General features: G+C 33.0%; 26 protein-coding genes and 1 pseudogene. 9 read left to right on the top strand and 18 right to left on the bottom strand.

Features of this window, described 5'->3' with window-relative positions; translation table 11 throughout:
• Window positions 1–8 precede the first annotated feature (8 nt).
• On the bottom strand, window positions 9–149 hold the full coding sequence (locus MHH66_RS21465; RefSeq protein ID WP_002011076.1) for a hypothetical protein: 141 nt from the start codon (window positions 147–149) through the stop codon (window positions 9–11).
• A 235-nt stretch (window positions 150–384) separates the two neighbouring features.
• On the opposite strand from MHH66_RS21465, the gene MHH66_RS21470 reads away from it, so the two are divergent.
• The 3 genes from MHH66_RS21470 to MHH66_RS21480 all read left to right on the top strand — a co-directional run bounded on the left by MHH66_RS21470 (window position 385) and on the right by MHH66_RS21480 (window position 4,408).
• Window positions 385–636 (top strand): hypothetical protein, encoded by a 252-nt coding sequence (locus MHH66_RS21470; protein WP_002168986.1) that lies wholly within the window; start codon window positions 385–387, stop codon window positions 634–636.
• A gap of 207 nt (window positions 637–843) precedes the next feature.
• A complete protein-coding gene (locus MHH66_RS21475) occupies window positions 844–3,534 on the top strand; it encodes a response regulator (protein WP_078184605.1) in 2,691 nt (896 codons plus the stop codon).
• Between the two features lie 16 nt (window positions 3,535–3,550).
• Window positions 3,551–4,408 carry a CheR family methyltransferase gene (locus MHH66_RS21480; protein ID WP_002168988.1) on the top strand — a complete coding sequence of 286 codons (858 nt, stop codon included), beginning with the start codon at window positions 3,551–3,553 and terminating at the stop codon, window positions 4,406–4,408.
• Between the two features lie 39 nt (window positions 4,409–4,447).
• Here the strand turns inward: MHH66_RS21480 and MHH66_RS21485 are convergent, their stop codons facing one another.
• The 5 genes from MHH66_RS21485 to rsbV form a co-directional block, all read right to left on the bottom strand.
• Entirely contained in the window at window positions 4,448–5,590 is a 1,143-nt protein-coding gene (locus MHH66_RS21485) for a fused response regulator/phosphatase (RefSeq protein WP_063217528.1), read from the bottom strand.
• Between the two features lie 324 nt (window positions 5,591–5,914).
• Window positions 5,915–6,355 (bottom strand): ferritin-like domain-containing protein, encoded by a 441-nt coding sequence (locus MHH66_RS21490; protein WP_002011070.1) that lies wholly within the window; start codon window positions 6,353–6,355, stop codon window positions 5,915–5,917.
• Window positions 6,356–6,425: 70 nt separating this feature from the next.
• Window positions 6,426–7,202 carry an RNA polymerase sigma factor SigB gene (gene sigB / locus MHH66_RS21495; RefSeq protein ID WP_063217527.1) on the bottom strand — a complete coding sequence of 259 codons (777 nt, stop codon included), beginning with the start codon at window positions 7,200–7,202 and terminating at the stop codon, window positions 6,426–6,428.
• Window positions 7,165–7,647: an anti-sigma B factor RsbW gene (gene rsbW, locus MHH66_RS21500; RefSeq protein ID WP_063217526.1), complete on the bottom strand. Its 483-nt coding sequence runs from the start codon at window positions 7,645–7,647 to the stop codon at window positions 7,165–7,167. The genes sigB and rsbW overlap by 38 nt, the downstream gene beginning before the upstream one ends.
• A gap of 6 nt (window positions 7,648–7,653) precedes the next feature.
• Window positions 7,654–7,992, bottom strand: a complete 339-nt coding sequence (gene rsbV / locus MHH66_RS21505) for an anti sigma b factor antagonist RsbV (RefSeq protein WP_063217525.1) — start codon at window positions 7,990–7,992, stop codon at window positions 7,654–7,656.
• A 198-nt stretch (window positions 7,993–8,190) separates the two neighbouring features.
• Here rsbV and MHH66_RS21510 point away from each other — a divergent pair, with 198 nt between their 5' ends.
• A complete protein-coding gene (locus MHH66_RS21510; protein ID WP_002140674.1) occupies window positions 8,191–8,391 on the top strand; it encodes a methyltransferase in 201 nt (66 codons plus the stop codon).
• 182 nt (window positions 8,392–8,573) lie between these two features.
• On the opposite strand, the gene MHH66_RS21515 is transcribed toward MHH66_RS21510, so the two are convergent.
• The 3 genes from MHH66_RS21515 to MHH66_RS21525 form a co-directional block, all read right to left on the bottom strand.
• Window positions 8,574–8,825 (bottom strand): GlsB/YeaQ/YmgE family stress response membrane protein, encoded by a 252-nt coding sequence (locus MHH66_RS21515; RefSeq protein ID WP_000522902.1) that lies wholly within the window; start codon window positions 8,823–8,825, stop codon window positions 8,574–8,576.
• Between the two features lie 75 nt (window positions 8,826–8,900).
• Window positions 8,901–9,101 (bottom strand): CsbD family protein, encoded by a 201-nt coding sequence (locus MHH66_RS21520; RefSeq protein WP_078184604.1) that lies wholly within the window; start codon window positions 9,099–9,101, stop codon window positions 8,901–8,903.
• Between the two features lie 50 nt (window positions 9,102–9,151).
• On the bottom strand, window positions 9,152–9,541 hold the full coding sequence (locus MHH66_RS21525; RefSeq protein ID WP_063217523.1) for a general stress protein: 390 nt from the start codon (window positions 9,539–9,541) through the stop codon (window positions 9,152–9,154).
• 273 nt (window positions 9,542–9,814) lie between these two features.
• Here MHH66_RS21525 and MHH66_RS21530 point away from each other — a divergent pair, with 273 nt between their 5' ends.
• Complete coding sequence (locus tag MHH66_RS21530) at window positions 9,815–10,285, top strand: hypothetical protein (RefSeq protein WP_078184603.1); 471 nt, start codon at window positions 9,815–9,817, stop codon at window positions 10,283–10,285.
• Between the two features lie 265 nt (window positions 10,286–10,550).
• Entirely contained in the window at window positions 10,551–10,658 is a 108-nt protein-coding gene (locus MHH66_RS21535; RefSeq protein WP_078184601.1) for a YjcZ family sporulation protein, read from the top strand.
• 103 nt (window positions 10,659–10,761) lie between these two features.
• On the opposite strand, the gene MHH66_RS21540 is transcribed toward MHH66_RS21535, so the two are convergent.
• From MHH66_RS21540 to MHH66_RS21570, 7 genes are all read right to left on the bottom strand, one after another.
• Window positions 10,762–11,322 (bottom strand): DUF2199 domain-containing protein, encoded by a 561-nt coding sequence (locus MHH66_RS21540; RefSeq protein ID WP_078184600.1) that lies wholly within the window; start codon window positions 11,320–11,322, stop codon window positions 10,762–10,764.
• A 390-nt stretch (window positions 11,323–11,712) separates the two neighbouring features.
• Window positions 11,713–12,150 carry an NUDIX hydrolase gene (locus MHH66_RS21545; RefSeq protein WP_002202908.1) on the bottom strand — a complete coding sequence of 146 codons (438 nt, stop codon included), beginning with the start codon at window positions 12,148–12,150 and terminating at the stop codon, window positions 11,713–11,715.
• 75 nt (window positions 12,151–12,225) lie between these two features.
• Window positions 12,226–12,882 (bottom strand): uridine kinase family protein, encoded by a 657-nt coding sequence (locus tag MHH66_RS21550; RefSeq protein ID WP_078184599.1) that lies wholly within the window; start codon window positions 12,880–12,882, stop codon window positions 12,226–12,228.
• Window positions 12,883–13,139: 257 nt separating this feature from the next.
• Complete coding sequence (locus tag MHH66_RS21555) at window positions 13,140–13,751, bottom strand: DUF2812 domain-containing protein (RefSeq protein WP_078184598.1); 612 nt, start codon at window positions 13,749–13,751, stop codon at window positions 13,140–13,142.
• Between the two features lie 16 nt (window positions 13,752–13,767).
• Window positions 13,768–14,082, bottom strand: coding sequence for a PadR family transcriptional regulator (locus MHH66_RS21560; RefSeq protein ID WP_001078071.1), 315 nt, complete (start codon window positions 14,080–14,082; stop codon window positions 13,768–13,770).
• Window positions 14,083–14,478: 396 nt separating this feature from the next.
• Window positions 14,479–16,356 carry an ABC transporter permease gene (locus MHH66_RS21565; RefSeq protein ID WP_063217517.1) on the bottom strand — a complete coding sequence of 626 codons (1,878 nt, stop codon included), beginning with the start codon at window positions 16,354–16,356 and terminating at the stop codon, window positions 14,479–14,481.
• On the bottom strand, window positions 16,343–17,110 hold the full coding sequence (locus tag MHH66_RS21570; protein WP_002202911.1) for an ABC transporter ATP-binding protein: 768 nt from the start codon (window positions 17,108–17,110) through the stop codon (window positions 16,343–16,345). Before MHH66_RS21570 ends, MHH66_RS21565 begins: the two co-directional genes overlap by 14 nt.
• Before the next feature lie 246 nt (window positions 17,111–17,356).
• Here MHH66_RS21570 and MHH66_RS21575 point away from each other — a divergent pair, with 246 nt between their 5' ends.
• The 3 genes and pseudogenes from MHH66_RS21575 to MHH66_RS21585 all read left to right on the top strand — a co-directional run.
• Window positions 17,357–18,031, top strand: coding sequence for a response regulator transcription factor (locus tag MHH66_RS21575; RefSeq protein ID WP_063217516.1), 675 nt, complete (start codon window positions 17,357–17,359; stop codon window positions 18,029–18,031).
• A complete protein-coding gene (locus MHH66_RS21580) occupies window positions 18,028–19,056 on the top strand; it encodes a sensor histidine kinase (protein ID WP_002202913.1) in 1,029 nt (342 codons plus the stop codon). The genes MHH66_RS21575 and MHH66_RS21580 overlap by 4 nt, the downstream gene beginning before the upstream one ends.
• Before the next feature lie 75 nt (window positions 19,057–19,131).
• Window positions 19,132–19,290 (top strand): annotated as a pseudogene (locus tag MHH66_RS21585) (IS4 family transposase); the annotation flags it as partial.
• Window positions 19,291–19,600: 310 nt separating this feature from the next.
• On the opposite strand, the gene MHH66_RS21590 reads toward MHH66_RS21585, so the two are convergent.
• Together MHH66_RS21590 and MHH66_RS21595 are read right to left on the bottom strand one after the other, a co-directional pair.
• Window positions 19,601–20,245 (bottom strand): hypothetical protein, encoded by a 645-nt coding sequence (locus tag MHH66_RS21590; protein ID WP_078184597.1) that lies wholly within the window; start codon window positions 20,243–20,245, stop codon window positions 19,601–19,603.
• 123 nt (window positions 20,246–20,368) lie between these two features.
• Window positions 20,369–22,108 carry an S-layer homology domain-containing protein gene (locus tag MHH66_RS21595; protein ID WP_078184596.1) on the bottom strand — a complete coding sequence of 580 codons (1,740 nt, stop codon included), beginning with the start codon at window positions 22,106–22,108 and terminating at the stop codon, window positions 20,369–20,371.
• Window positions 22,109–22,159: the final 51 nt, after the last annotated feature.

Here is a 22,159-nt window from a genome sequence, read left to right on the forward strand (position 1 = left end):
ATGTATCTTTATCTTTCTTCATTTCTGTATACACTAACCTTCTTATTAACATAACCATTTACGAAAAAAGCGAATAGTAACAGCATTACAAGCGAACTACTTAACAAGTAAATTAAATCAAATGTAATATCAATCATCATTTCATTCATGTATACCAGACTCCTTTTTATTTAAAGTAAAATTATATTTTGATAGACTAATCTACTAAACATAGAAATCTTACAATTCATCTTCAGTCAATCTCTTTGTAGTATATGTATACCCTTCGTAACCCTTTCTAAACCTAAAAAACTAGAATTATATTTTTCTTATTTATATGTTTAACATTTTTTAAAACGGGTATGTTTATATTGTTATGCTTACTATACAGAAAGGAATATTTCGATGAATGCAATCCAATCTACTACTATTCTTTATAATGAAACACCTACAATAAAGCAGATTCATCATTTTTATGCTTTAATGACAACATTTCAAACTAATTTATTTATAAGTAAACACGGAACACTTACTTCTATTAAAAGCTTAAGCACATTAATATCCTTTTTCCTTACTGTAAAAAAGAGAGAGCTTGTATTATTTATCTTTGAAGGAATAGATGCAAAAAAAGCTTTAAGAACACTCTTTCCTTCTTAAAAGTTTTATTATCCCCCCTATTCCCTCGATCGTTACTTTTCATATATGTTTTTATATTTCAAACTGATTTCCTCTATTCAAAACGAGACCCCCTAATACAATAGGGGGATTTCTAGTTTGGCCTTATGAAAACTGATATAATATATATTACGTTTTTCATCCTTTACAATTGAAAACTTTGAATAACCTTGAAGGTAGGAATTTTTAATGAAATCGAAAGCAAAATTTAGTATTCGCTACAAAATTATGGCTGGTTATTTAGTTATGATTTTGTTCTTACTTATTTCTTTCATTATGTTAAACAATGAGATTTCCAATTTACAAAAATCTCGTAATTTTATTATTGATCACGATTTTAAAGTTCTTAATTTAACGAATCAAGTGGAGAAAGAATTGCTAACAATTGAAAATAAAGCGAAAGGATTTATTACTTCTAATAACGCAAATTACGTGCAATCCCTGAATACTGCGGAAAAGGATTACGAAGAACATTATCAAGATCTTTTGGCTCTATTAGAGGATAATCCCTCTCAGCAAGAAAAATTAAAACAGATTAACGAAAATATTAATAGTTGGATTAATAAAGAGATTCATCCATTAATTACAAATCATAATAGTAATAACATACAAGCAATCGACACGACTCAAATTCAGTCATTACAATCGCAGCTAACTAACTTCCGTGGTGTAGAGGAGCAACTAACGAAAAAAAGAGCTGCACAATTAGATACTGAAAATAATAAATTAGAGATTTGGTTATACAGTTTATTGTTCTTACTTTCTTGTATCTCTATTATCATTTCACTCTATATTTCGAATTCCATTACAAAAACGATTAAAAACGTAATTCAAGCTATTAAATCCATTTCTTCTAAAGAAAAAATTACTGAAAGAATTCATGTAAACACGCGGGATGAAATAAAAGAGCTTGCTCATACAACGAACCACCTACTAGACGAAATATCTAAAAGAGAGTGGTTACAAACCGAGCTTGCAGAATTAATTTTAATGTATCAAGGTATACCTTCTATTGAGATGTTAGGTAAAAAAATTCTTAGTGGAGTTATACAAAAAACGCAAACCTCTTGCGGTGCATTCTATGTACGTGAAGAAATTGAAGAAACTGTCTACTATGTAAAGAAAGCTTCTTTCGCTGATCAAGGTGCTGATATTGGAAAACAATCCATTAAAATGGGTGAAGGTTTAATTGGGCAATGTGCTTTAGAAAAACAAAGCTTTATTCTTCGAGAAATACCAGAAGAATTTCGTTATGTCACTAGCGGCTTATTAGAAATACGCCCTCAAAACCTACTAGTCGTCCCTATCTTATTTGAAGATGAAGTGATCGCAGTAATGGAGTTAGTAAGTGTAACTGAGATTTCAGACTTACATCAAGATTTAATTCAACAAACCGTTGATAACCTAGGTCTAACCATCCATAGTATTATGGGACGTATGCGAATTCAAACTCTTTTACATGAATCACAAGCAATGACAGAAGAGTTGCAAGTTCAATCAGAAGAATTACAAACGCAAGCTGAAGAACTACAAATGCAAGCCGAAGAATTAAGAACAACTAATGAACAACTAGAGTCTAGAACTGAAGAGGCCGAGCAAAAGACAGCTGACTTACAAATTACTAAATCAGAATTAGAAGAAAAAGCAAGTGAAATATTACGTAGCTCAAAATACAAATCAGAATTCCTAGCAAATATGTCACATGAATTACGCACACCGTTAAATAGTATTTTACTATTATCTGAAATGTTAAGAGAAAATCATGATAATCATTTATCCGATGATGAAATTGAATTAGCAACCGTCATTCATTCATCAGGGAAAGATTTACTTACTTTAATTAATGACATACTAGATTTATCTAAAGTAGAAGCTGGGAAACTAGATGTTATTTTTGAAGCAACGAACATAAGTGACATGGCAGCAAATATGCATCAAAACTTTTTACATATAGCTGCACAAAAAAATGTCGCATTTACTATTGAAGACAGTGATATTATTCCTGATTTATTTTATACAGATGCAAAGCGGATTGAGCAAATTATTAAAAACTTATTATCCAATGCATTTAAATTCACGGAAAAAGGATCCGTCTCTTTACATTTCGATCCGATAGAAACAACCAATTTGAGTAATGAAATGCAGTCTATAAGTAATGATTGGATTACAATTTCAGTAAAAGATACTGGTATTGGTATCGCTACAGAACAGCATCAACTCATTTTCGAAGCCTTTCAACAGGCAGATGGCGCAACGATTCGGAAATATGGTGGTACAGGCTTAGGATTATCTATCTGTAAAGAGTTTGCTAGATTATTAGGCGGTTGGATTACGTTAGAGAGTAATTTAGGAGAAGGCAGTACTTTCACAGTATATATTCCTAACCTTCCAAATGGGTTAAATGATATACAGTTATCCAATTTAGAAGTCGCAGCAACGATAGATGACATTATTCCTGCTGAAGTTGTTGAGGAAACTATAGTTACTCCAGAAACAAATAACGTCTTCCAAGAGAAAACTATTTTAATTGTCGATGATGATCATCGAAATATATTTGCATTACAAAATGCATTAGAAAAACAACATGCCAACATTATTACTGCACAAAACGGCATAGAGTGTTTAGAAATACTAAAAAGCAATACAAATATTGACCTTATCTTAATGGATATTATGATGCCGAATATGGACGGTTATGAAACGATGGAACATATCCGAATGAATTTAGGGTTACATGAAATACCTATTATCGCATTAACTGCTAAAGCAATGCCAAATGATAAAGAAAAATGTTTATCTGCTGGCGCTTCAGATTATATAAGTAAACCATTAAATTTACATCAGCTCTATTCGGTAATGAGTGTATGGTTAATAAAATAAGTGAGGTTTAGTTTAAGTGGAAAATAAGTATTATAATTTTGATCCATCCGTAGATATGGATAAGCGTACGAACTTAGAAATTGAATTACTATTGGAAGCGGTATTTAAACTGTCAGGATTTGATTTTCGCCAATATGCTCGCACATCTATTTATAGAAGAATTTGTAATAGAATGCAGCTCTCTAATATCCCTACCATTTCAAAATTAATTGAAAAAGTAATTCATGAGGAAGGGTTTTTAGAACAATTATTAAATGATTTCTCCATTAATGTAACTGAAATGTTCCGTAACCCTACTTTTTTTAAAGCGTTAAGAGAGCATGTTATTCCTGAATTAAAAAAGTATCCTGAAATTAGAATTTGGCATGCTGGATGCGCAACTGGTGAAGAAGTGTTATCAATGTCCATCTTACTTCACGAAGAAGGATTAAGTGAAAAAGCTGTTATTTACGCAACAGATATGAATACAAATGTGTTAGAAAAAGCAAAACAAGGCATCCTTCCGTTAAATAAAATGCAAACTTATACGAAAAACTATTTACAAGCTGGCGGTACACAAGCATTTTCTAACTATTATTCAACAGATAATCGTTTTGCTTATTTTAATCCATCCCTTTTACAAAACATTATTTTTGCACAGCATAATTTAGTAACCGATCAATCTTTTAACGAATTTCATATTATACTTTGCCGTAACGTTTTAATTTACTTTACGAGTAAACTTCAAAACCAAGTACAGCAACTATTTTATGAAAGTTTAGGCCACAATGGATTCCTATGTTTAGGAAATAAAGAAACTCTTCGTTTTTCAGATATAATGCCGCATTATATCCAATTTAATCCTAACGAACAAATCTATCAAAAAATACAATAAAAAGCGTATGAAATCCTCTGTTTGGATTTCATACGCTTTTTATTTCGCATTCGTTTGTATCATAATTAGGCACATATCATCTGATTGTGTTTTCTTCTGTTCTTCCTTATAAAACCCTTCTATCTCTTCTTCTAAATCTCCCCATTTTCTTTCTGTAAAAGCACGTAATTTCTCTTCAGACTCAAATTCATCATTTGCAATTGCTTCAAGAACACCATCTGTAAACAATAATATTTGAGCGTTCTTCTCAAAAGGTATGACTGTCTTCTCGACTTTTATTTCATCAAAAAATCCTACCGCACAACTCCCGCGATCTAATTCAACTATATTCTCTTCATCAACTAAAACGTATCCCGAAGGATGTCCTGCATTTACATATTCAATTGTTCTCTTTTCTGTATCAACTACTAAGTATATTGCTGTAAAATAATATGGAATATTGTCATTCTCATTATGTAAAAGAGTCATATATTTATTTAAGTCTTTAATGACAAGTTCCGGATCGATTAAACATTTAATCGATTCACGTAATACAGACGAAATAAACATACAAACTAATGAAGCAGATACACCATGTCCCATCACATCTAATAATATAATACCGTAGCGGTTTTCATCGATTTTATACCAATAATACATATCTCCAGCTAGTTTGAATGAAGGTAAGTAACTTGCTTCAATTTTTATATGATCTTCTCTTAATGGGCTACTTAATAAGTTTCTTTGTACTTGTGTAGCTAAATCTAATTCATTACGAAGATTTTCCTCTTGTTCTTTATGCCAATTCAATTCCGATTTCAAGCGTAATGCCACACGCATACGAGCTAACAATTCAACTTTATTTATAGGTTTCGTAATATAATCCATTGCGCCTATATCAAGCGCTTCAGCTAATTTATTCGCATCTTCTAAAGCTGTTACAAAAATAATAGGAATATCTTTAAACTTCTCCTCGTTTTGTAATCGCCTACAAACTTCAAGTCCATCAATCTCAGGCATCATGATATCTAATAGTATTAAATCAATTTCATTATGCCTGGAAGAATCTTTTCCAAAATGGGTGTATTCGAAAAGCTCTTGTGCAGAATTAAGCGATACAAGATCCTGATATCCGGCTTGTTTTAAAATTTTTTCAATTACAAAGATGTTAACCGGATTATCATCGACAATTAAAATGGACACAAGTTATTTCCCCTTTTCTTATTTAAAATGTAAATCTATTATCATTTTCTATTTTTCTAGTATTACATACTCAGTTATAAAATAAAAATTTCCTACTCATACGTATTTATACAGCAAAAGAACAAACCCCCTAGAAATGAGAGTTTGTTCTTTCACTCTATAAAGTGAAACTTTAATCAGTGGGGTTTTCTTCATCCCCCACTGATTATTAGTTGAACCAATCGGACTTTTATGGGCAGCCCGACCCCCACCTAAATTCTTTGCTTTCGCTGCATTTTGAGGTGTGGGTCTTACTGCCCATTAAAGTGGGGTAAATTTCCACTTTTAATTTAACACCATTGCTTTGTCATTTAAAAGGCGATCTAATTCTTCCATATGATTTGTTTCATCTGCGATCATATCTTCTAACTTTACAACTAACTCTGTCATATTTAATTTCGCTGCCTGTTCTTTTCTCGTTTCATAACGCTTAATTGTTTCATATTCTGATTGTCTAGCTGCTTCTAACATTTCTCTAACATCTTCTACTTGTTTCACTGGTAAAGGGATCGTAGTAGGTGTACCACCTAGCGTCTTAATTTTCTCCGCTAAATATAGGGCATGTCCTTGTTCATCACTAATTTCAGATTCAAAGAAAGGTTTTAACACTTGTCTATATATACCAGAAACCGTAGCTGCATTATGGTTATACATAATAATTGCCGAGTATTCTCCTGCTAAATCTTCATTCAATCCTTCGATTAGTTCTTTCACATCGTGTGACATTTTAATATCTCCTCCTATACTTAATAACTACCCCTTTTCTCATGTTTTAAACATAATTATTTTTAATTTTTTATGTATCTAAAAACGCCGCTTGCTTCAATTTACTTATTGCTTGTCTTTTAATACGAGAAACGTGCATTTGTGAAATACCTAACCGCTCTCCTGTATCCTTTTGATTTAAATTTTCTCCAAATATATAATGAATAACACTCTTTTCCGTATCATTTAATACGTTAAAAATATCATCTAAAACGAGACGTCTTTCTGTCTGTTCATATCCTTGCTCTACCTCACCTACAGATTCAATTCTCGCTACCGAACTTCCATCAGATGAATTTTCAACTACATCATCTAAGGAAGATACTTGATAATTATTTTTCGCATCCATAATTTCTAGCACTTCCTCTTCGGATAGTCCTAAATGATCTGCAATCTCTATAATCTTCGGTGAACGTTGCAGGTGATCTGTTAGCTCCTCTATCACAAGTTTAATCTTTCCGCCTAAATCTTTAATTCGCCTTGGAACATGAACGCCCCAAGTTTTATCACGTAAATACTTCTTTATTTCCCCTACTATCGTAGGTATTGCAAACGGTTCAAAAGCATTCCCTATCGAATAATCATACCTTCTTATTGCGCCTAAGAGCCCTAACATCCCTACTTGTATAATATCCTCATGCATCGGCCCACCTTTTGAATAGCGGTATGCAATGGAATATACGAGATTTTTATAGTGATTAACCAACCTTTCCTGCGCTTCATCACATTGGTTTTGTTGGAATTCTGCAATTAGTTTAATAACGTCTTCTTTAGTAAGATTTGTAGGTTGAGATTGGATTTCCATCATTCTCCACCTGCTCTCTTTGTATATATTTTGTCATTAAAACTGTCATGCCCTCATCATGCATAATTTGTATATCATCCATTAACGTATTTATTAAATATAAACCTAAACCATTTTCCGGCAAATGTTCTACTGGTTTATTAATATCATACGGACCAACTTTACTTTTTAAGGTGCTAAAATCAAAGCTAACTCCATTATCCGCAACCATAATTTCTAATCGATTTTCATATAGGCCAAAGACAATTGTAATTTCTCCAACGTCTTCTTTATATGCATGTTGTACAATGTTTGTACATGCTTCACTAATAGCAATTTTCATATCTTCTATATCGTCATAAGCAAAGCCCATTCGATTCGCAACACCAGCCATTGTTAAACGAATAATAGCCACATATTCTGCTTTTGCAGGAATTTTCATTTCTATCTTTTCAAATTTCTCCATCATCCCTAGTCACCTTCTTTCTACTTTTTCAAAATCTGAATTCAAATTTAATATTTCTGTTAGTCCTGTAATATCGAATAATCTTTTTAACCTTTTAGATACACCAATAAACTCTAGTTTTCCATCATTTTTCTTAATTGCTTTTAATAGCGCTATAAAAACGCCTAAACCTGTACTATCCATATAATCTACCTTATTAAAATCTACTACTATATAAACCTCTTTCTCACTTGCAATAGGCATTACCTTATTTTTTAAATCTGATGCCGTATACGCATCAATCTCACCATTAAGTTGTACTGTATAACCTAACTCATTTTGCAAAATATTTATTGCCAAATTCATCATTTCCGCCCCCTTATCTCAAACTACTACTATTTAATTACCCATAAAAATTAGTTTTAAACATATTTTTTTCATTTTAATTATAAATAAATTTTCTACACCTTTCTCAGCTTAACACTAAAAAAAATACTACCAAATGTTTAAACCTTATAAATTTGTGTATGTATAATGTATAAACATTATTTTTAGGGGGATCTATCTATGGAAGAGCACAGCTTTAAAAAGGGAGATTTTGTTCAATTTTCTTATCGACACGATCATGCTACAAAATTAATTGGTTCCATTATTAACATACTAACGAATACAATTGTAGTTGATATAGGTAATAGCGAGGACTTATCTCATATAGAACCGAGGCAGGTCGTAAGAATAAATAATTGTAAAAAAGTAACGATAGCTTAATACATAATAGAAAGTGTAATTTTAATGAGTGGGGGTTCTTCATCCTCCACTCATTCCTATGTAAAATACATAAAAAAAGCATCCAAATTAGTTTAATTGGATGCTTTTTTTATGTATTTTTATGAGCTTATTAACCTTATAGTCGCATATAACAAACTTAAGATTACTATTCATTATCATACTTACGCTTTCCGTAGCATTCTAGAAAAGAATGTAACGATTAAAATAAAGACGATTGCACCTAATAAAGCTGGAAGAATAAAGATGCCTCCCCATTCAGGGCCCCAGTGACCAAATAACGCACTACCTACCCAAGATCCGATTAATCCGGCAATAACATTACCAACTATACCTAAAGGAAAGTCTTTTCCTGTAATCATTCCAGCTAACGCACCAATAAGTCCACCTACAATACACGTAATAATAAGTCCCACAATTAGACCTCCTATATTATTTTTATAATGGATTTATCAAGCTTTGGCATTTAACCAAAGCTTGATAAACATGTATTATTCTTTGTTATCCAATCCATCACTTATCTTTTGTTTCACTTTTCCGACTTTTTCTTTTACAGTTCCCTTCGTCTTCTCCCACTTCCCTTCATTTTTCAACTCTCTATCTTTTGTAACTTCACCAATTCCTTCTTTTACTTGTCCCTTTTTCTTTTCAACTTTACCAGTAATTTGTTCTTTTAGCCCGCTCTCACTCATATTTCCAATCTCCTTTTCGTAATAGATTTGTAGATTTAAAGAGTATGAATTTAAATAGAATACGTGCATCTTCTTTCTTGTAACCATTCACCGACTCTTTCTAAATCCTTAACGAATAATAAGATTTTCCCTTCATCCAGTTTTTCTTCATAAAAGTTAGCTTCTTCCTCATTAAGTCCTAACTCTTGCATCTTATTTCTTAACTGATCTCCTGTTTTTTGAAAAACATTAATAATACTTGTCCCAATCCCCTCTTCTTTTATTCCAATTGTATTCACGTCTGCATTGTCTGCGATTCTATCTGTCCTTTCTTTCTCATGTGTTAATACGTAAATATCTTTTTGGTCGATTCCTTTCTTCACTAGATCATTCGCTGCATTCATGACCTCTTTCTCCGTAATAAATTCATATACAAAAGGTTTACTATACTTCGTTTCCATCTTTAACTTCCTCCTCTAAAATGAATTATTTGTTATATTATATGTAATACACCCATTTTCGAAATGTTAAACATAAAATATGAAAAAAATTATGTGAATTTTGATTTTGATAGAGAATGAACCGCATATTTTTCATATATACGCTTCATATTATTCATACGAACATCATGAAAACTAGTAAACATGTCTCCCTATGATTTACAAAATTATCTCCTTACAATAACTACCTAAAATAACAGAAAATTGTTACAATTAAACGTAAGGAGGGATACTATGAAAAAAATCATATCTATATGCGCTCTAACCGCTCTATCTTTCACTTTAATAGGCTGTACAAGCACTTCTACTACAAATAATACTTCAACAACTAAGCAAGAAAATACGAAAAATGCCATTCAATTAAACTCTGCAGACATTACCAACATTGAGATGCTTAGAACAACAAGTAATACTAGTTCCAAATCTCAAACAGATAACGAGGAAATGATACAATCAATCGCTTCTGCAGTCCAAAAAGGCACTCCTAAAACAATCAAACTAGATCAAAAAAAGAAACAATCTGCGCATTCTACTATAACCGTTACATATAAAGATGACTCAAAAGAAGAGTTTCTTGTGTGGGTTGATAATAAGGAACAAATTACGATTGCTAAAGATGAGAAGAAAGATAAAGTAGAAGCTGTGACGGTGAATATTAAAAGCGCTAAGATAATGAAGGATTTTTTTAAAAATGATAAAACATAAAAGGATCCCCATCAACTTAAGGATTCAAATTTAGCAAAAAATTTTGTTCAGAAACACTATAAAATTCCAGCCTAATAGGTAAGTGGCGAGACCGTATATTATTAAACTTAAAATGTTTCAAATCGAAGGAAGACACCTTATAAGGTGTCTTTTCTTTATTTTCAAAAGGACCTGCTCCATTCATAAATGCATAAAGTAAATTGAATCCGTTAAAACACATGAGTGAACCTTTGTCTTCCCCCTCCTATCTAAAGGAGGAACTGTTATGGGCTTTGGTGGTAGTTGTGGCGGCTGTGGCTTCGCTGGAGGATTTGCTTTATTAGTTGTATTGTTTATTTTATTACTCATCGTTGGAGCTGCTTGCTTCTGCTAAAAAACTATCGGAAAAGATCCCCGTGCTAAACAAAAAATAAAATAAGCTGCCCATATGGACAGCTTATTTACATAATTATCGTTATTGGAAGTTGTAATATGTTTTACTCAGAATTCTCTTCTCGATTATATTGAGTAACAATTTTTTTAATTTCTGCAACTCTTTGTAGAGTAATTCCTTCTCTCTGTTCAATTGCTAAAGGATGATCAGTCGGTTCCAATTCGATAAAGGGTTTTATTCCAATGGATCTTGTATGGACATGTGTTCTCAAATTTAATGTATCGGGATAACCAGGGATTGATGTAGAAAGCCATCCAAAGTAAGGTTCTTCTGTTTCTCTTTCTTTCGCTTCCCATAATTCCATTGTTTTATTGAAGCTTTCTTCGCTTAAAGATACCCATATATTCCAAATAAATATTTCGTTACTATCTATAATCGGAATTTCTATACAACCTCGAACAAAGTAATATTCTCCATCCATAATGCAGATATCAGAATTTATTTCAAAGCGTTTTTGTCTTTCCATTTCAGGAACATTGTAATAATAAATAGGGGCATCACTTCCATAGCTCATTGGTAGCTCCTGTTCGGAATGAGTACAACGAAATTTTTCATAGCTAATTTCTTTCTTATTTGTTCTTCCATACGATCTTCTTCTACGCATTTGATTATATGCTCCTTATTTCATCGTTATCTTAAATTATATATGAGAATTGATATGTATATCATATTCATGTAAAGTTGACATAACGTCTCATTATCGGTAGCAATAATAAGGAGGACCCCTAATCTCACAAGTAAATCTCCTTTTTTTGTTCTATGGATCTATGCATTTTTTTATACATTCCTATCCTGGCGCGGTTTTAGGGTTCTCGTTTGTTATTGGATTAGCCGAAAAACTGTATAAAATCTTGCATGCTCTTAGCGGGGTGCCGCCAACAAAACGCAATTTCGTACGCTAAGAAAAAAGCCTTACTACATAGGTAATGTAGCAAAGCTTTTTTAAGTTGTTTAATTCTCGCTCCACTATCGGCTTTGTTAACTAACACTTTAATTATTTTAACAGCCTTTTGTTTAATTCCCACAAAGCCGTTTTGTTACTATCCCATTTTAAAAGCGTTACGGCTTCCTCAAAGCACAGCCATTTATAATTGAAGTGTTCTTTAGATAATTTAATATTTTTTGTAGGAACTTTAACTCCAAAAGAAAATTCTTTTATTACATAAACATCTTTCCCCCAAAGAAATTCACCAACTACATCCTCTACTGGTAGTGAAGACACAGAATCTAGTTTTATATATGGACTTTCTCTTGTAATACCAGCCTCTTCAAATGCTTCCCGTTTTGCTGATTCAATAGGAGTCTCACCATCTTCTCCACCACCAGCTATTCCTTGCCAATAACCATAATCACTTCGATTAAAAATAGCATATTGAATGGAATCGTCAGTTTTTATATAAGGAAATATCAATACTTGGTACGGTGCTCTCATTGCTTAACTTCCTTCCGAAAAAATATGAACAATTTATTCACTAACTTGCTATTTTAGTAAATAAAGTATTTGCATTTAAACTTTATAAAACTCAAATGTATTTTTTTCTAAACATATTGTTTCATTGGAATTTTTGATAATAATATTAAAATGTTGACTATACGCATGCATAAACACTTCATACTGAATCCGACGTTCTTCATGAGACTTCCTTAAGTAATTAATATCGGCTCCTCTTTCAATAATATCACGGCTAGACCTTCTCATTAATTCTGTTTCTCCATCTGTATAGAAATAAATTTTCAAATCAAATAAATTTGGATTAATAAATGCGACACTCATTCCTTCTACAATCGTCACCTTATTTTCCGAAGAAATTAACTCACTTTTTATATAATGTGTATCCATTGTATAAAAATCTAAACCAGCTCTTACCATTTGAACATCTCTTTCTAACGCAGACAAATGATGGGCTGATGGATGACAAGCTGTCATTTTATCATAATGATTTTCATTCTGATATGTATAGTGGATATTTGTATACTTTCGTACATTTGAACTAACAATGTATGGATCTGTATTAATATAATTCACTTTATTTTGATTTAATTGGTTTATGAGCTTATTAGCGAACGTTGTTTTTCCGGCAGCACCGTGTCCTGAAATGCCAATAACAATCTGTTCATCGGTCATACTGATCCAATTTATAATTTCTTGTAATAACTTTTTCATTATTCTCCCCCTGTTACTAATATATCCCCTTATTTATATCATCTTAATATAGAGGTATCCTACCGTAAAATCATACATGAAGTGAAAAAATGGTATTATTATCCATCGTATCATCTCTATTTTTAAAAAACTATATTAATTTTCGAAGGATTTTATTGTTATTTAGGGTAGTACCACATGCCCATCAAGCTAACCAAGTACACCATTTACAAATTAAAAAGAGTCCCCCTCAAAGCATGAGCTTTAAGGGGGTCCTCCTAGTATTTTCTCTCTTCATACAATCGATTTGCTTTATATGAAAAAAAGAAAAACATACCAATTGCAGCTGGGATAAACAACCATGAAATGCCCCTCATTAATGCAAATGGCGTTTCAAATAAGAATGATCCTAAAAATACTGCGCCGTGCATATCCCATAATCCTGGTGTATAGTATAGGTCTTTCGGATTTAAAATCGCTCCTAGATCAATTGTATTATTAAACATGAATAGGATTAACAGCGGTAAATAACATATCGCCATTTCTAAAAATGTCTTAGATAGACGCTTGTACTTCCCTGCTCGTGACATTTGATCTGAAAAAATGTCATCTTCACTTTCCTCATCTACCTTTTTAAAATATTGCGTACCAGACCACCATTTACCGGCTATATGCTTCCAGCCACTATCTTCAAATAACGTACAATAATTAATAAAATCACTTCGTCTATTAAATACTCTATGGTCTATTTTAATTTTCGTATCTTCCGGTTCTGCGATTCTAAATCTATAACCGAATGTATCACTTTTTAGTTGATAGCCTTTCCAAGCCATCTCTTCTAACCATTTCTCTTCTTTCTCAAAGTCTAAAAAGAATTTCAATCTCCACATCTTCGCTTCCCCCTAACTATACATTTAATAAGCTTTTTGTAACCCCAATAATGTGCTGCATTCTCATAAAGTCTAAATGTAATACTTCTTTCCCGCGTTCAGTAATGACATACACTTTTCTTCGTTTATCTTCACTTTTTACCGATTCTATTAATTGTTGCTTTAATAAATTTTCAACCGCACCATATAATGTACCCGCCGCGATTTTCACTTGATGATTACTAAGTTCCTCCACCTTTTGCATAATTAAATACCCGTGTGCTGGTTCTAATAAAGCTAAAAGAACGTAATACGTTGTTTCCGTTAATGGTAAATTTTTATCTCTATTCATAAAGACCTCCAGTGTAACGATAAATATATAGTCAAACTATATAGTTCAACTGTATAGTTTCATTTTATACAGTTAGACTGTATATGTCAAATGTAGGAAGAGCTTTATTGTCCATAAAAGGGTAGTACCACATCGCCATCAAGCTAAGATTTTTAATTACCCCCTAAACGAAAAATTTATTTCTCTATAGTTAGTAATTTGGGGAAATCAGTTCATTTTTTGTTTTTGAGGTGTTTACTTTTCTTAAGTTGATAGGCATGGGATCACCATATCAAAAAAGAAAATTGTACGTTAAGACATATTTTTGAAACATGTTAATTAGCTCACAGTTCACTATGCATCTTGTTTTGTTAAATATATTAAACCACCTCCCGATATTCGAGAGGTGGTTCATGTTTATTTATTCACAATTCTATTATATGAATTAATGGTTAACACGTAGTAAGCAAGGTAGATTACACCATACGTTGTCATAGCATAAATAAATGAAATGATATCTTGCTGTATGTCCATGCTATATTGTAAGGATACTGACATTGTTAACATGGCTGCATTTAGTATCCCAATAATTAGCGGAAGGAGAAATATAAATAATGTTTGTTTTGCTATCGTAGTCCGTACTTCTTTTTTATTTACACCTATTTTCCGTAAAATTTCATAGCGATTTTTATCTGAATGTGCTTCTGTTAGCTGTTTGAAGTATATAACACTTCCTGTTGCAACTAGTAAAACTAATGCTAAAGAGCTAACTACAAAGATTTTCATTCCTGTAAGTGCCTTTATTTTTTTATACTCTTTATAGAACGTACGCATATGAGTATCGTTCCCTGCTAGCGTCATTACTATTTCAGATGTTTCCTTTGTTGTTTTTTCATCCGCTACTTTATACGCTTTATATGTGATTGGACTGATTTGTTTTGCAACACTGTCAAACATTTCATTATCAATTACAATGTAAAGAAGCTCAGAACCAGATGTTAGTTGTATCGATTTTTTTTCTAATTTGTTGAGCTTAAAAGTATAATTTCTCTCGGGTAACAAAATGTTGACTTGATGGTTAATAAAATCAGTGGCTGGTTGATTAATGTATCGTTTAAATGCTATAGCATGCTCACCAGAAAGATTTGGTATATCTCCTAATTTTAGAATATTGTTCATTTTATGAAATACACTCTCTGAAATCAAATTAACAGAAAGATCATTTTTATCTTGGAATGGTGCTGAAGTATTCCCTTTTACTTGAATAATCGGGATATCTAGTTGCGCTGTAATCGGATGATCTTTGTCTTTTGAAATAACCCGTTTGATTTGATTGTCATATGTTTCATCTTTTGAAAGATGAATATAGCTAAAAGGAGCTGTTTCATGAGCATCTTTTTCAGTAATTGAATATTCAGAGAAACTGGCTTGAAGATATGGCAGTGCTACTGAAATTAGTAATGCAATAACTGTAAGCATAAGGGCATTTCCTTTTATACGATACAGCAAGTGAGATGTTCCAATGATGTTAATCCCATTATAGTAGTTCGGTTTATTTTTTTGTGCACGCTTTAGTAAATACACAGTTAAAGAACGAAATAATAAATACGTTCCAATGGCAACAAGAGGCATAGAAAGCATTGCTGCCTCGTTAAACATAAGCCAATAACTACTTACCAGTAAAATGATCGAAACTACGGCAGAAACGATAGATGCTTTTGGTACTTTCTCCCCTTTTTTCTCTGCATGGAATAATTCAATTAATTTAAAGCGATAAATTAAAAGATACGATTGAAGGGATGTGAAAATTGTAATGACCGTAAATGTAATAGTGGTATTCATAATTGCATCCATAGGAATGCTAAAACTTACATCGACCGGAGCACCTACGAGTTTAAGGAGTAACATGATAAACAATCTAGATAATATGATCCCTAATACGAGCCCGCATATTAAAGTGATAGCCCCGATAATTACATTTTCAAAAAACAGCATTCTTGCGATGGTTTTTTTTCTCACGCCAAGTAGGGAGTACATACCTACTTCTTTTTTACGTTTTCTCGTGAAAAATGCATTAGAATATCCGATGAAAACCGCTATGAATCCTATTAAAACGAAAGAGGTTTGTGACATTGTACCTTCCATATTATTAACTGCATTTTTAATTTCTGGTGTATACAATAATGAGTTGAAAGTATAGCAAATCACGACACTAACCACCATAGAGAAAATGTAGAGAAGGTAGTTGCTTAAATTCCCTTTAATATTTTTTTTCGCCAAGCTAAATAACGTCACTTGTACCACCTCCAAGAATGGACAATACATCTAATATCTTTTTGAAAAAATCTTTGCCGGAAGAATTCCCCTTTACAAGTTCGGTAAACATCGTGCCATCTTTAATAAATAACACGCGTTTACAATAGCTAGCTGCAAAAGCATCATGTGTTACCATGAGGATGGTTGCTTTATCTTCTTGGCTTAAATTTTGTAAGCTCTCCAATAAGTCTGCTGCCGATTTTGAATCGAGTGCTCCAGTCGGCTCGTCAGCTAAAATTAAGCTGGGTTTAGATACCATCGCTCGTGAAGCAGCTGTGCGTTGTTTCTGCCCCCCTGAAATTTGATACGGGTATTTATCTAAAATGGAACGAATACCAAAGCGCTCTGAAATCTCGTTAACTCTATTTTCTATTTCTTGTACATTCATTTTTGCTAGTGCAAGTGGCAGCAAAATATTATCTTTCACTGTTAACGTATCTAATAAATTGTAATCCTGAAAAATGAAACCGAGTTTATCCCGCCTAAATGCAGATAATTGTTCTTCTTTCATGTTTAGTATGCTCGTCCCATCAATCAAAATCTCACCGGATGTCGGCCGATCTATGGTCGCCAAAATATTTAAAAGTGTGGACTTCCCGGCACCTGAAGGTCCCATAATTCCAACAAACTCACCTTCGCGAACAGTTAAATCAATATCATGTAATGCAGTAAACGTATTTCCTTTTGCTCCATACATTTTTTTTATTTGTTTTGCGTCTACTATTGATTTCATATATATTTCCTCCATTAAAGAAGTTATTTTTTCTTCCAGGCTTTATTCTATATGATGTAACCCTTCAATAACCTTACAGTTGTTTAGGTTAACCTTACAATTTTGTCACCTTACAACAAATATCCCTTTTTTCTTTATTTTTTTCCACTATAATGTGATATAGATGATTATGCCATCGTAATTTAATGCAGCAGTATGAACACGTAACATATAACACAAATTATTATTAATATTGGGAGAATAACTATGAAAATTATGATTGTAGAAGACGAAAAAACAATTAGAGATATGTTGGGAGAGACAATAGAAAAATGGGGATTTACTACAGTAAAGGTAGAAGATTTTGACCAAGTATTATCAATATTTTTAAACAATAGTCCTCATCTTGTACTAATGGATATTAATTTACCATCATTTGATGGATTTTACTGGTGTAATAAAATTAGAGAAACTTCAAAAGCGCCGATTATTTTTCTTTCATCTCGCAATACACCAATGGATATGGTAATGGCAATGAATATGGGCGGGGATGATTTTATTAATAAACCGTTCCACACAGATGTTTTAATGGCAAAGGTTAATGCGCTCCTGCGCAGGACGTATACGTATATAGAAGACATAGAGTTGAAAGTTATTGAGCATGATGGAATTGTACTCAACCTTAAATCCTACAATCTGTCTTATGGGAATGAAGCGATTACACTAACAAAAAATGAATTTATTATTTTAAAACTTCTCATGCAAAATAAAGGGACTGTTGTAAGCCGAACAAAGATAATGCGCAGTCTTTGGGCTGATGAAAGATTCGTGGACGAAAACACCTTAACGGTTAACATTGCACGGATACGCAAAAAATTTACTGACCTCGGTAAAGACGGTTTCATTACTACTAAGAAAGGCTACGGGTATATCATTTTATGAGTTTTTTTGAATATATAAAAGATAAACGATTCTTTTTCATACTGTACTTCACTTTAATGTTGTTTGTTTCATTAATTATGGTTGTAAACGATAGTCGGAATCTCGTTCTTCAAAACCTGCTCTATACTCATGTTATTTGTTTCCTCTCTGTAAGTCTGTATATTACTATAGGATATTATTACCGTAGGTCCTTTTACCTAGAACTAAATGATTTAATTGAGAGTCAGAAAGAAGACTTTCCTGTAGAAATGCTTGAACCACAAAATTATGAACAAGCTTTATATGTCAAAATGATAAAAATAGTAAGGGACAATCATTCTAAGCAACTTCAAAAGTTGATTCACGAGAAAGTGGATCACCAAGATTTTATTATGTCCTGGGTTCACGAGGTAAAGCTTCCAATTGCCGCAAGTAATTTACTCATTGAGAACAGTACAGGAAAAACAGTAGATTTTCTTGTAGATAAGTTTGAAGATGAGCTGAACAAAATTGATAATTATGTGGAACAGGCTCTTTACTATTCACGGATTGACTCGTTTTCTAAAGACTATTTCATTACAGATGTACAGTTGAATCAAATCATTAAAGAAAGTGTAAAAAAATATGCCAAAATCTTTATCACGAAACGAATTCACTTTCATATGGAGGAAGTGCAGAAATTCGTTCAAAGCGATAGCAAATGGCTTGCATTTATCATAGACCAAATTACTGCAAATGCTTTAAAGTATGTAAATGATGGTGGAGAGATTTTTTTCCGTTTTGAGGAGGATCATCAAGAAAAACGATTGCTTATTCAAGATACAGGCATTGGGATAAAGCAAGAAGATATACATCGTGTGTTCGAAAGAGGATTCACAGGTTCTACTGGAAGAACACATACAAAATCTACTGGGATGGGACTGTACCTTGTAAAACAAATGGTTTTGAAATTGGGACATGATATTTCTATTCAATCACAAGAAGGAAAATATACAAGGGTTACTATCCATTTCCCAAAAATAAGAAATTACTATCATTTCCTGTGAAGAGTAGACCAGGAATGCCTTTAGAATACTCTTAAAAATTATTAAAGTATTTCTATATGTATAAAGAGTTACCCAATACAGAAAGACACCCAAAGGTTATCAAAGGTTCTAATTCGCCTTTTTAATCTCCTACAGCAAAACGGGCGGAAATCTCATCGATATGAGAAGAAAACAGTCTTTGATATATTAGGTGTCGTTTACAATTGTACCCTGTCTCATAATCAAGCCGCTTAATTCAAAAAAGTGAAACCCGCTATGGTTTATTTCGTATGCGAATCTTTCAATCAACTACACTTGCCCTTTAGAAAAAAGAAACAACCTCATCTAAAATTGACTTTGCATAAGCTTAGCTTGATAGCGATGTGGCGGGACCCCATAAAGTGAAACTTTAATCAGCCCACACCAATCGGGCGTCTACGGATAGCCCGACTCCCACCTAACTTCTTTGCTCCACCTGAATTTTGAGGTGGGAGTTTTACTGCCCGGCAATTAGCGGGATAAAAAATCAAAAACGCTACCTTTTTAAAAGATAGCGTTTTTTATATTACCCTTGCTTATTCTTCGCCTTCATTTGCTCTTCATAAACAAACTTCACTGTCATAAAATCGTTAGGAAAATCTTTCAATGCATTCTTCATCACATTTAATTCTTCTTGTGATTTGATTTCTACTCCATTTAAGAAGTCGAATGCTTTTGATTGCTCCTCAGCAACAAAGTTCTGCGTCATATAGTCATCTTGGAAGTCTTGCTTCGCCTTTTCTTTCACTTTATTCATTGCCTCTGTTTTATTTATACTTTTCACAGGATTTGCGAATGCACCCGTAGGCTGTTCTGGTTTAGGCTCTTCTTTCTTTTCTGGCTGTGGAGCTGGTGTTGGTTGTTGTGATTGTTGCTTAGGTTGTTCTTGTTGAACTGGCTGCTGCGCTACTTGTTGCTCTTTTTTCGCTAACTCATCTTTTAATTTCTTAACTTGTGCATCAAGAGATTTATTTTCAGTTTCTAATACACGCTTATCACTTTTTAACTTTTGCGCTTCTTCAAAATGCTCATCTACTAATTTATTGTACTCTTTCTCAGTGTACATTTTTTCACTAGTTGATGTCGTGTTCCCTTTCGTAACAACTACATTAATAATTACAATTAAAACTGCGATTCCTATTAACACAGCGAAAATCTTCTTTTTATTCATTACTAATCCTCCAAAATGTAAAATTTCCAAAGTTATCATAACAGATGCTGTTATGCTCCGTTGTCACATTATGTCGAACCGAAATAATAAAAAAAGCACCTGCAATAGATGCTTTTTTCATTATCAATACATAAACGTAATCGTCACTAAAGAATATCCTTCTTTCGCATTATACGGCTCCGCTTTATAAGAAACACGGTTCGCTCCTTGCGGATAACCGATTTCTCCAATTACTTTTTTCACATCTTGCAATGCGCCATCCATTGATTGTTTATAAAGGATTTCAATCTTTGCTGACTTTGTGCTATAACGTTGCTGCATTTTATTTTTGAATTCATTATAGTTATTTGCGATATATTCATTTCCTAAATAATTTAACTTTGTATCTTTCAATATTTGCTGATATGCAGGTGCTTTCGTACCACCTGTCGCAATTTTATTTGTTAATGTACTATAATAGTTTGTTGTAGCTTGCGGATAGTCCACGCGGTTCCACTCATGATTTCTTGCAATTTGCTCGTCAGATAAGTTGAAATAAGAATATGTTACGCGGCCTTGTTCATCTGGCACTGGATCATCAAATGTCGTATCAAGATGGTACCACTTGTTATCGATTTTCACTAAATTCCAAGCATGAGGCTGACCGTCTCCAGTTCCTACTACAAAATGATTCTCAATTCCAGCTTCTTTTAATAATTGATAGGTTAATAGTGTGTAACCTTGGCAAACGGCAGAACGATTCGCGAGTGCCTCATATGCTGTATACGCTTTATAAGACGTATCGTAAGAAACATGTTTTACAACATAGTCATGAATCGCCTTCACTTTTTCATGATCATCCATCCCGACTTGAATAATAGAAGAAACAATCGCTTTCGCTTGTTTCATCACATATTCTGTTTGTTCTTTCGTTTCACGATATGTAATATTTAGCGTAAACGTATAATTCCCTGGCGATCCAGATAGTGAGTATGAAACATTCGATCTATTATAATTTGTATACTCATTTTTACTTGCGACTTCTTTATATGCGGTGAAAAGTGTATTCATCACTTCTTTTGTATTACTGTTTTTCGTTTTATATGGAAGTGTAATATTCGTTTCATACGTATTAATACGCGTTTGTACTTCATTTTTGAATGCTGTTAATAATGCCGCATCTTCTGTATCTTGCACCGCAACCTCAGGCTTTTTATATTTCAATGCATTATATAAAAACTGTGCATACTGTTCACGCGTTACCGTTTTAGCTGGTTCAAATTTCCCGTCTCCTGTACCAGATGCAATCCCGTTTGACTGCACCGCACTAATCGCGTTTTCTGCCCAAAACCCATTTGGAACATCATTAAATGTATGTTTTTGTTTAGCTGAAACTTGGAACGCATTTTTAATAATTTGCGCCATTTCTGCACGGCTAACAGAATCTTTCGGTCTAAAACCGCCATTTCCATCACCTTTAAAAATCCCCAATTTCGTTAACGTTAAAACCTCTTCCGGAAACATTGTAGAACCTGAGCGAATATCACGATACGGATTGTTTAAAGTAGACCCATCTTTTAATACATAACGAGCACCATCATTACTAAACGTACCACCTTGCTTATTCGGTACTAACACACGATAAATTAAAGCTGCAACTTGCTCCCTCGTCGCAACATCACCAAAACCAAACATCCCATTTCCATAACCTGAAATAATATTTTTGCTCGCTAAGTCTTTAATCGCAGGATATGACCAGTGCGATGTTGGTACATCAGAAAAAACGCCCGCTTCCGCAGCTTTCACATCACTGCCATTTGTATATAATAACGCACCACCAATAAGTGATAATGATGTAATTGATTTTAATAGTTTTGTGTACATAATGCCTTCTCCCAATACGTCTTCTATTTTTTGTTGTTTTTTGTCGAAAAA

It is taken from the genome of Bacillus sp. FSL H8-0492 (assembly GCF_038006145.1).
Classification (GTDB): domain Bacteria; phylum Bacillota; class Bacilli; order Bacillales; family Bacillaceae_G; genus Bacillus_A; species Bacillus_A mycoides.

What these genes read in the sequence shown, in the direction of transcription:
- MHH66_RS21535 (WP_078184601.1), top strand. Translation starts at nt 10,551, where the DNA reads ATGGGCTTTGGTGGTAGTTGTGGCGGCTGTGGCTTCGCTGGAGGATTT.
- MHH66_RS21570 (WP_002202911.1), bottom strand. Translation starts at nt 17,110, where the DNA reads ATGAAATCAATAGTAGACGCAAAACAAATAAAAAAAATGTATGGAGCA.
- MHH66_RS21510 (WP_002140674.1), top strand. Translation starts at nt 8,191, where the DNA reads ATGGAAGAGCACAGCTTTAAAAAGGGAGATTTTGTTCAATTTTCTTAT.
- MHH66_RS21520 (WP_078184604.1), bottom strand. Translation starts at nt 9,101, where the DNA reads ATGAGTGAGAGCGGGCTAAAAGAACAAATTACTGGTAAAGTTGAAAAG.
- rsbV (WP_063217525.1), bottom strand. Translation starts at nt 7,992, where the DNA reads ATGATGAATTTGGCAATAAATATTTTGCAAAATGAGTTAGGTTATACA.
- MHH66_RS21590 (WP_078184597.1), bottom strand. Translation starts at nt 20,245, where the DNA reads ATGAATAAAAAGAAGATTTTCGCTGTGTTAATAGGAATCGCAGTTTTA.
- MHH66_RS21560 (WP_001078071.1), bottom strand. Translation starts at nt 14,082, where the DNA reads ATGAATAGAGATAAAAATTTACCATTAACGGAAACAACGTATTACGTT.
- MHH66_RS21550 (WP_078184599.1), bottom strand. Translation starts at nt 12,882, where the DNA reads ATGAAAAAGTTATTACAAGAAATTATAAATTGGATCAGTATGACCGAT.
- sigB (WP_063217527.1), bottom strand. Translation starts at nt 7,202, where the DNA reads ATGATGGAAATCCAATCTCAACCTACAAATCTTACTAAAGAAGACGTT.
- MHH66_RS21580 (WP_002202913.1), top strand. Translation starts at nt 18,028, where the DNA reads ATGAGTTTTTTTGAATATATAAAAGATAAACGATTCTTTTTCATACTG.
- rsbW (WP_063217526.1), bottom strand. Translation starts at nt 7,647, where the DNA reads ATGATGGAGAAATTTGAAAAGATAGAAATGAAAATTCCTGCAAAAGCA.
- MHH66_RS21490 (WP_002011070.1), bottom strand. Translation starts at nt 6,355, where the DNA reads ATGTCACACGATGTGAAAGAACTAATCGAAGGATTGAATGAAGATTTA.
- MHH66_RS21595 (WP_078184596.1), bottom strand. Translation starts at nt 22,108, where the DNA reads ATGTACACAAAACTATTAAAATCAATTACATCATTATCACTTATTGGT.
- MHH66_RS21540 (WP_078184600.1), bottom strand. Translation starts at nt 11,322, where the DNA reads ATGCGTAGAAGAAGATCGTATGGAAGAACAAATAAGAAAGAAATTAGC.
- MHH66_RS21525 (WP_063217523.1), bottom strand. Translation starts at nt 9,541, where the DNA reads ATGGAAACGAAGTATAGTAAACCTTTTGTATATGAATTTATTACGGAG.
- MHH66_RS21465 (WP_002011076.1), bottom strand. Translation starts at nt 149, where the DNA reads ATGAATGAAATGATGATTGATATTACATTTGATTTAATTTACTTGTTA.
- MHH66_RS21475 (WP_078184605.1), top strand. Translation starts at nt 844, where the DNA reads ATGAAATCGAAAGCAAAATTTAGTATTCGCTACAAAATTATGGCTGGT.
- MHH66_RS21555 (WP_078184598.1), bottom strand. Translation starts at nt 13,751, where the DNA reads ATGTGGAGATTGAAATTCTTTTTAGACTTTGAGAAAGAAGAGAAATGG.
- MHH66_RS21530 (WP_078184603.1), top strand. Translation starts at nt 9,815, where the DNA reads ATGAAAAAAATCATATCTATATGCGCTCTAACCGCTCTATCTTTCACT.
- MHH66_RS21545 (WP_002202908.1), bottom strand. Translation starts at nt 12,150, where the DNA reads ATGAGAGCACCGTACCAAGTATTGATATTTCCTTATATAAAAACTGAC.
- MHH66_RS21470 (WP_002168986.1), top strand. Translation starts at nt 385, where the DNA reads ATGAATGCAATCCAATCTACTACTATTCTTTATAATGAAACACCTACA.
- MHH66_RS21575 (WP_063217516.1), top strand. Translation starts at nt 17,357, where the DNA reads ATGAAAATTATGATTGTAGAAGACGAAAAAACAATTAGAGATATGTTG.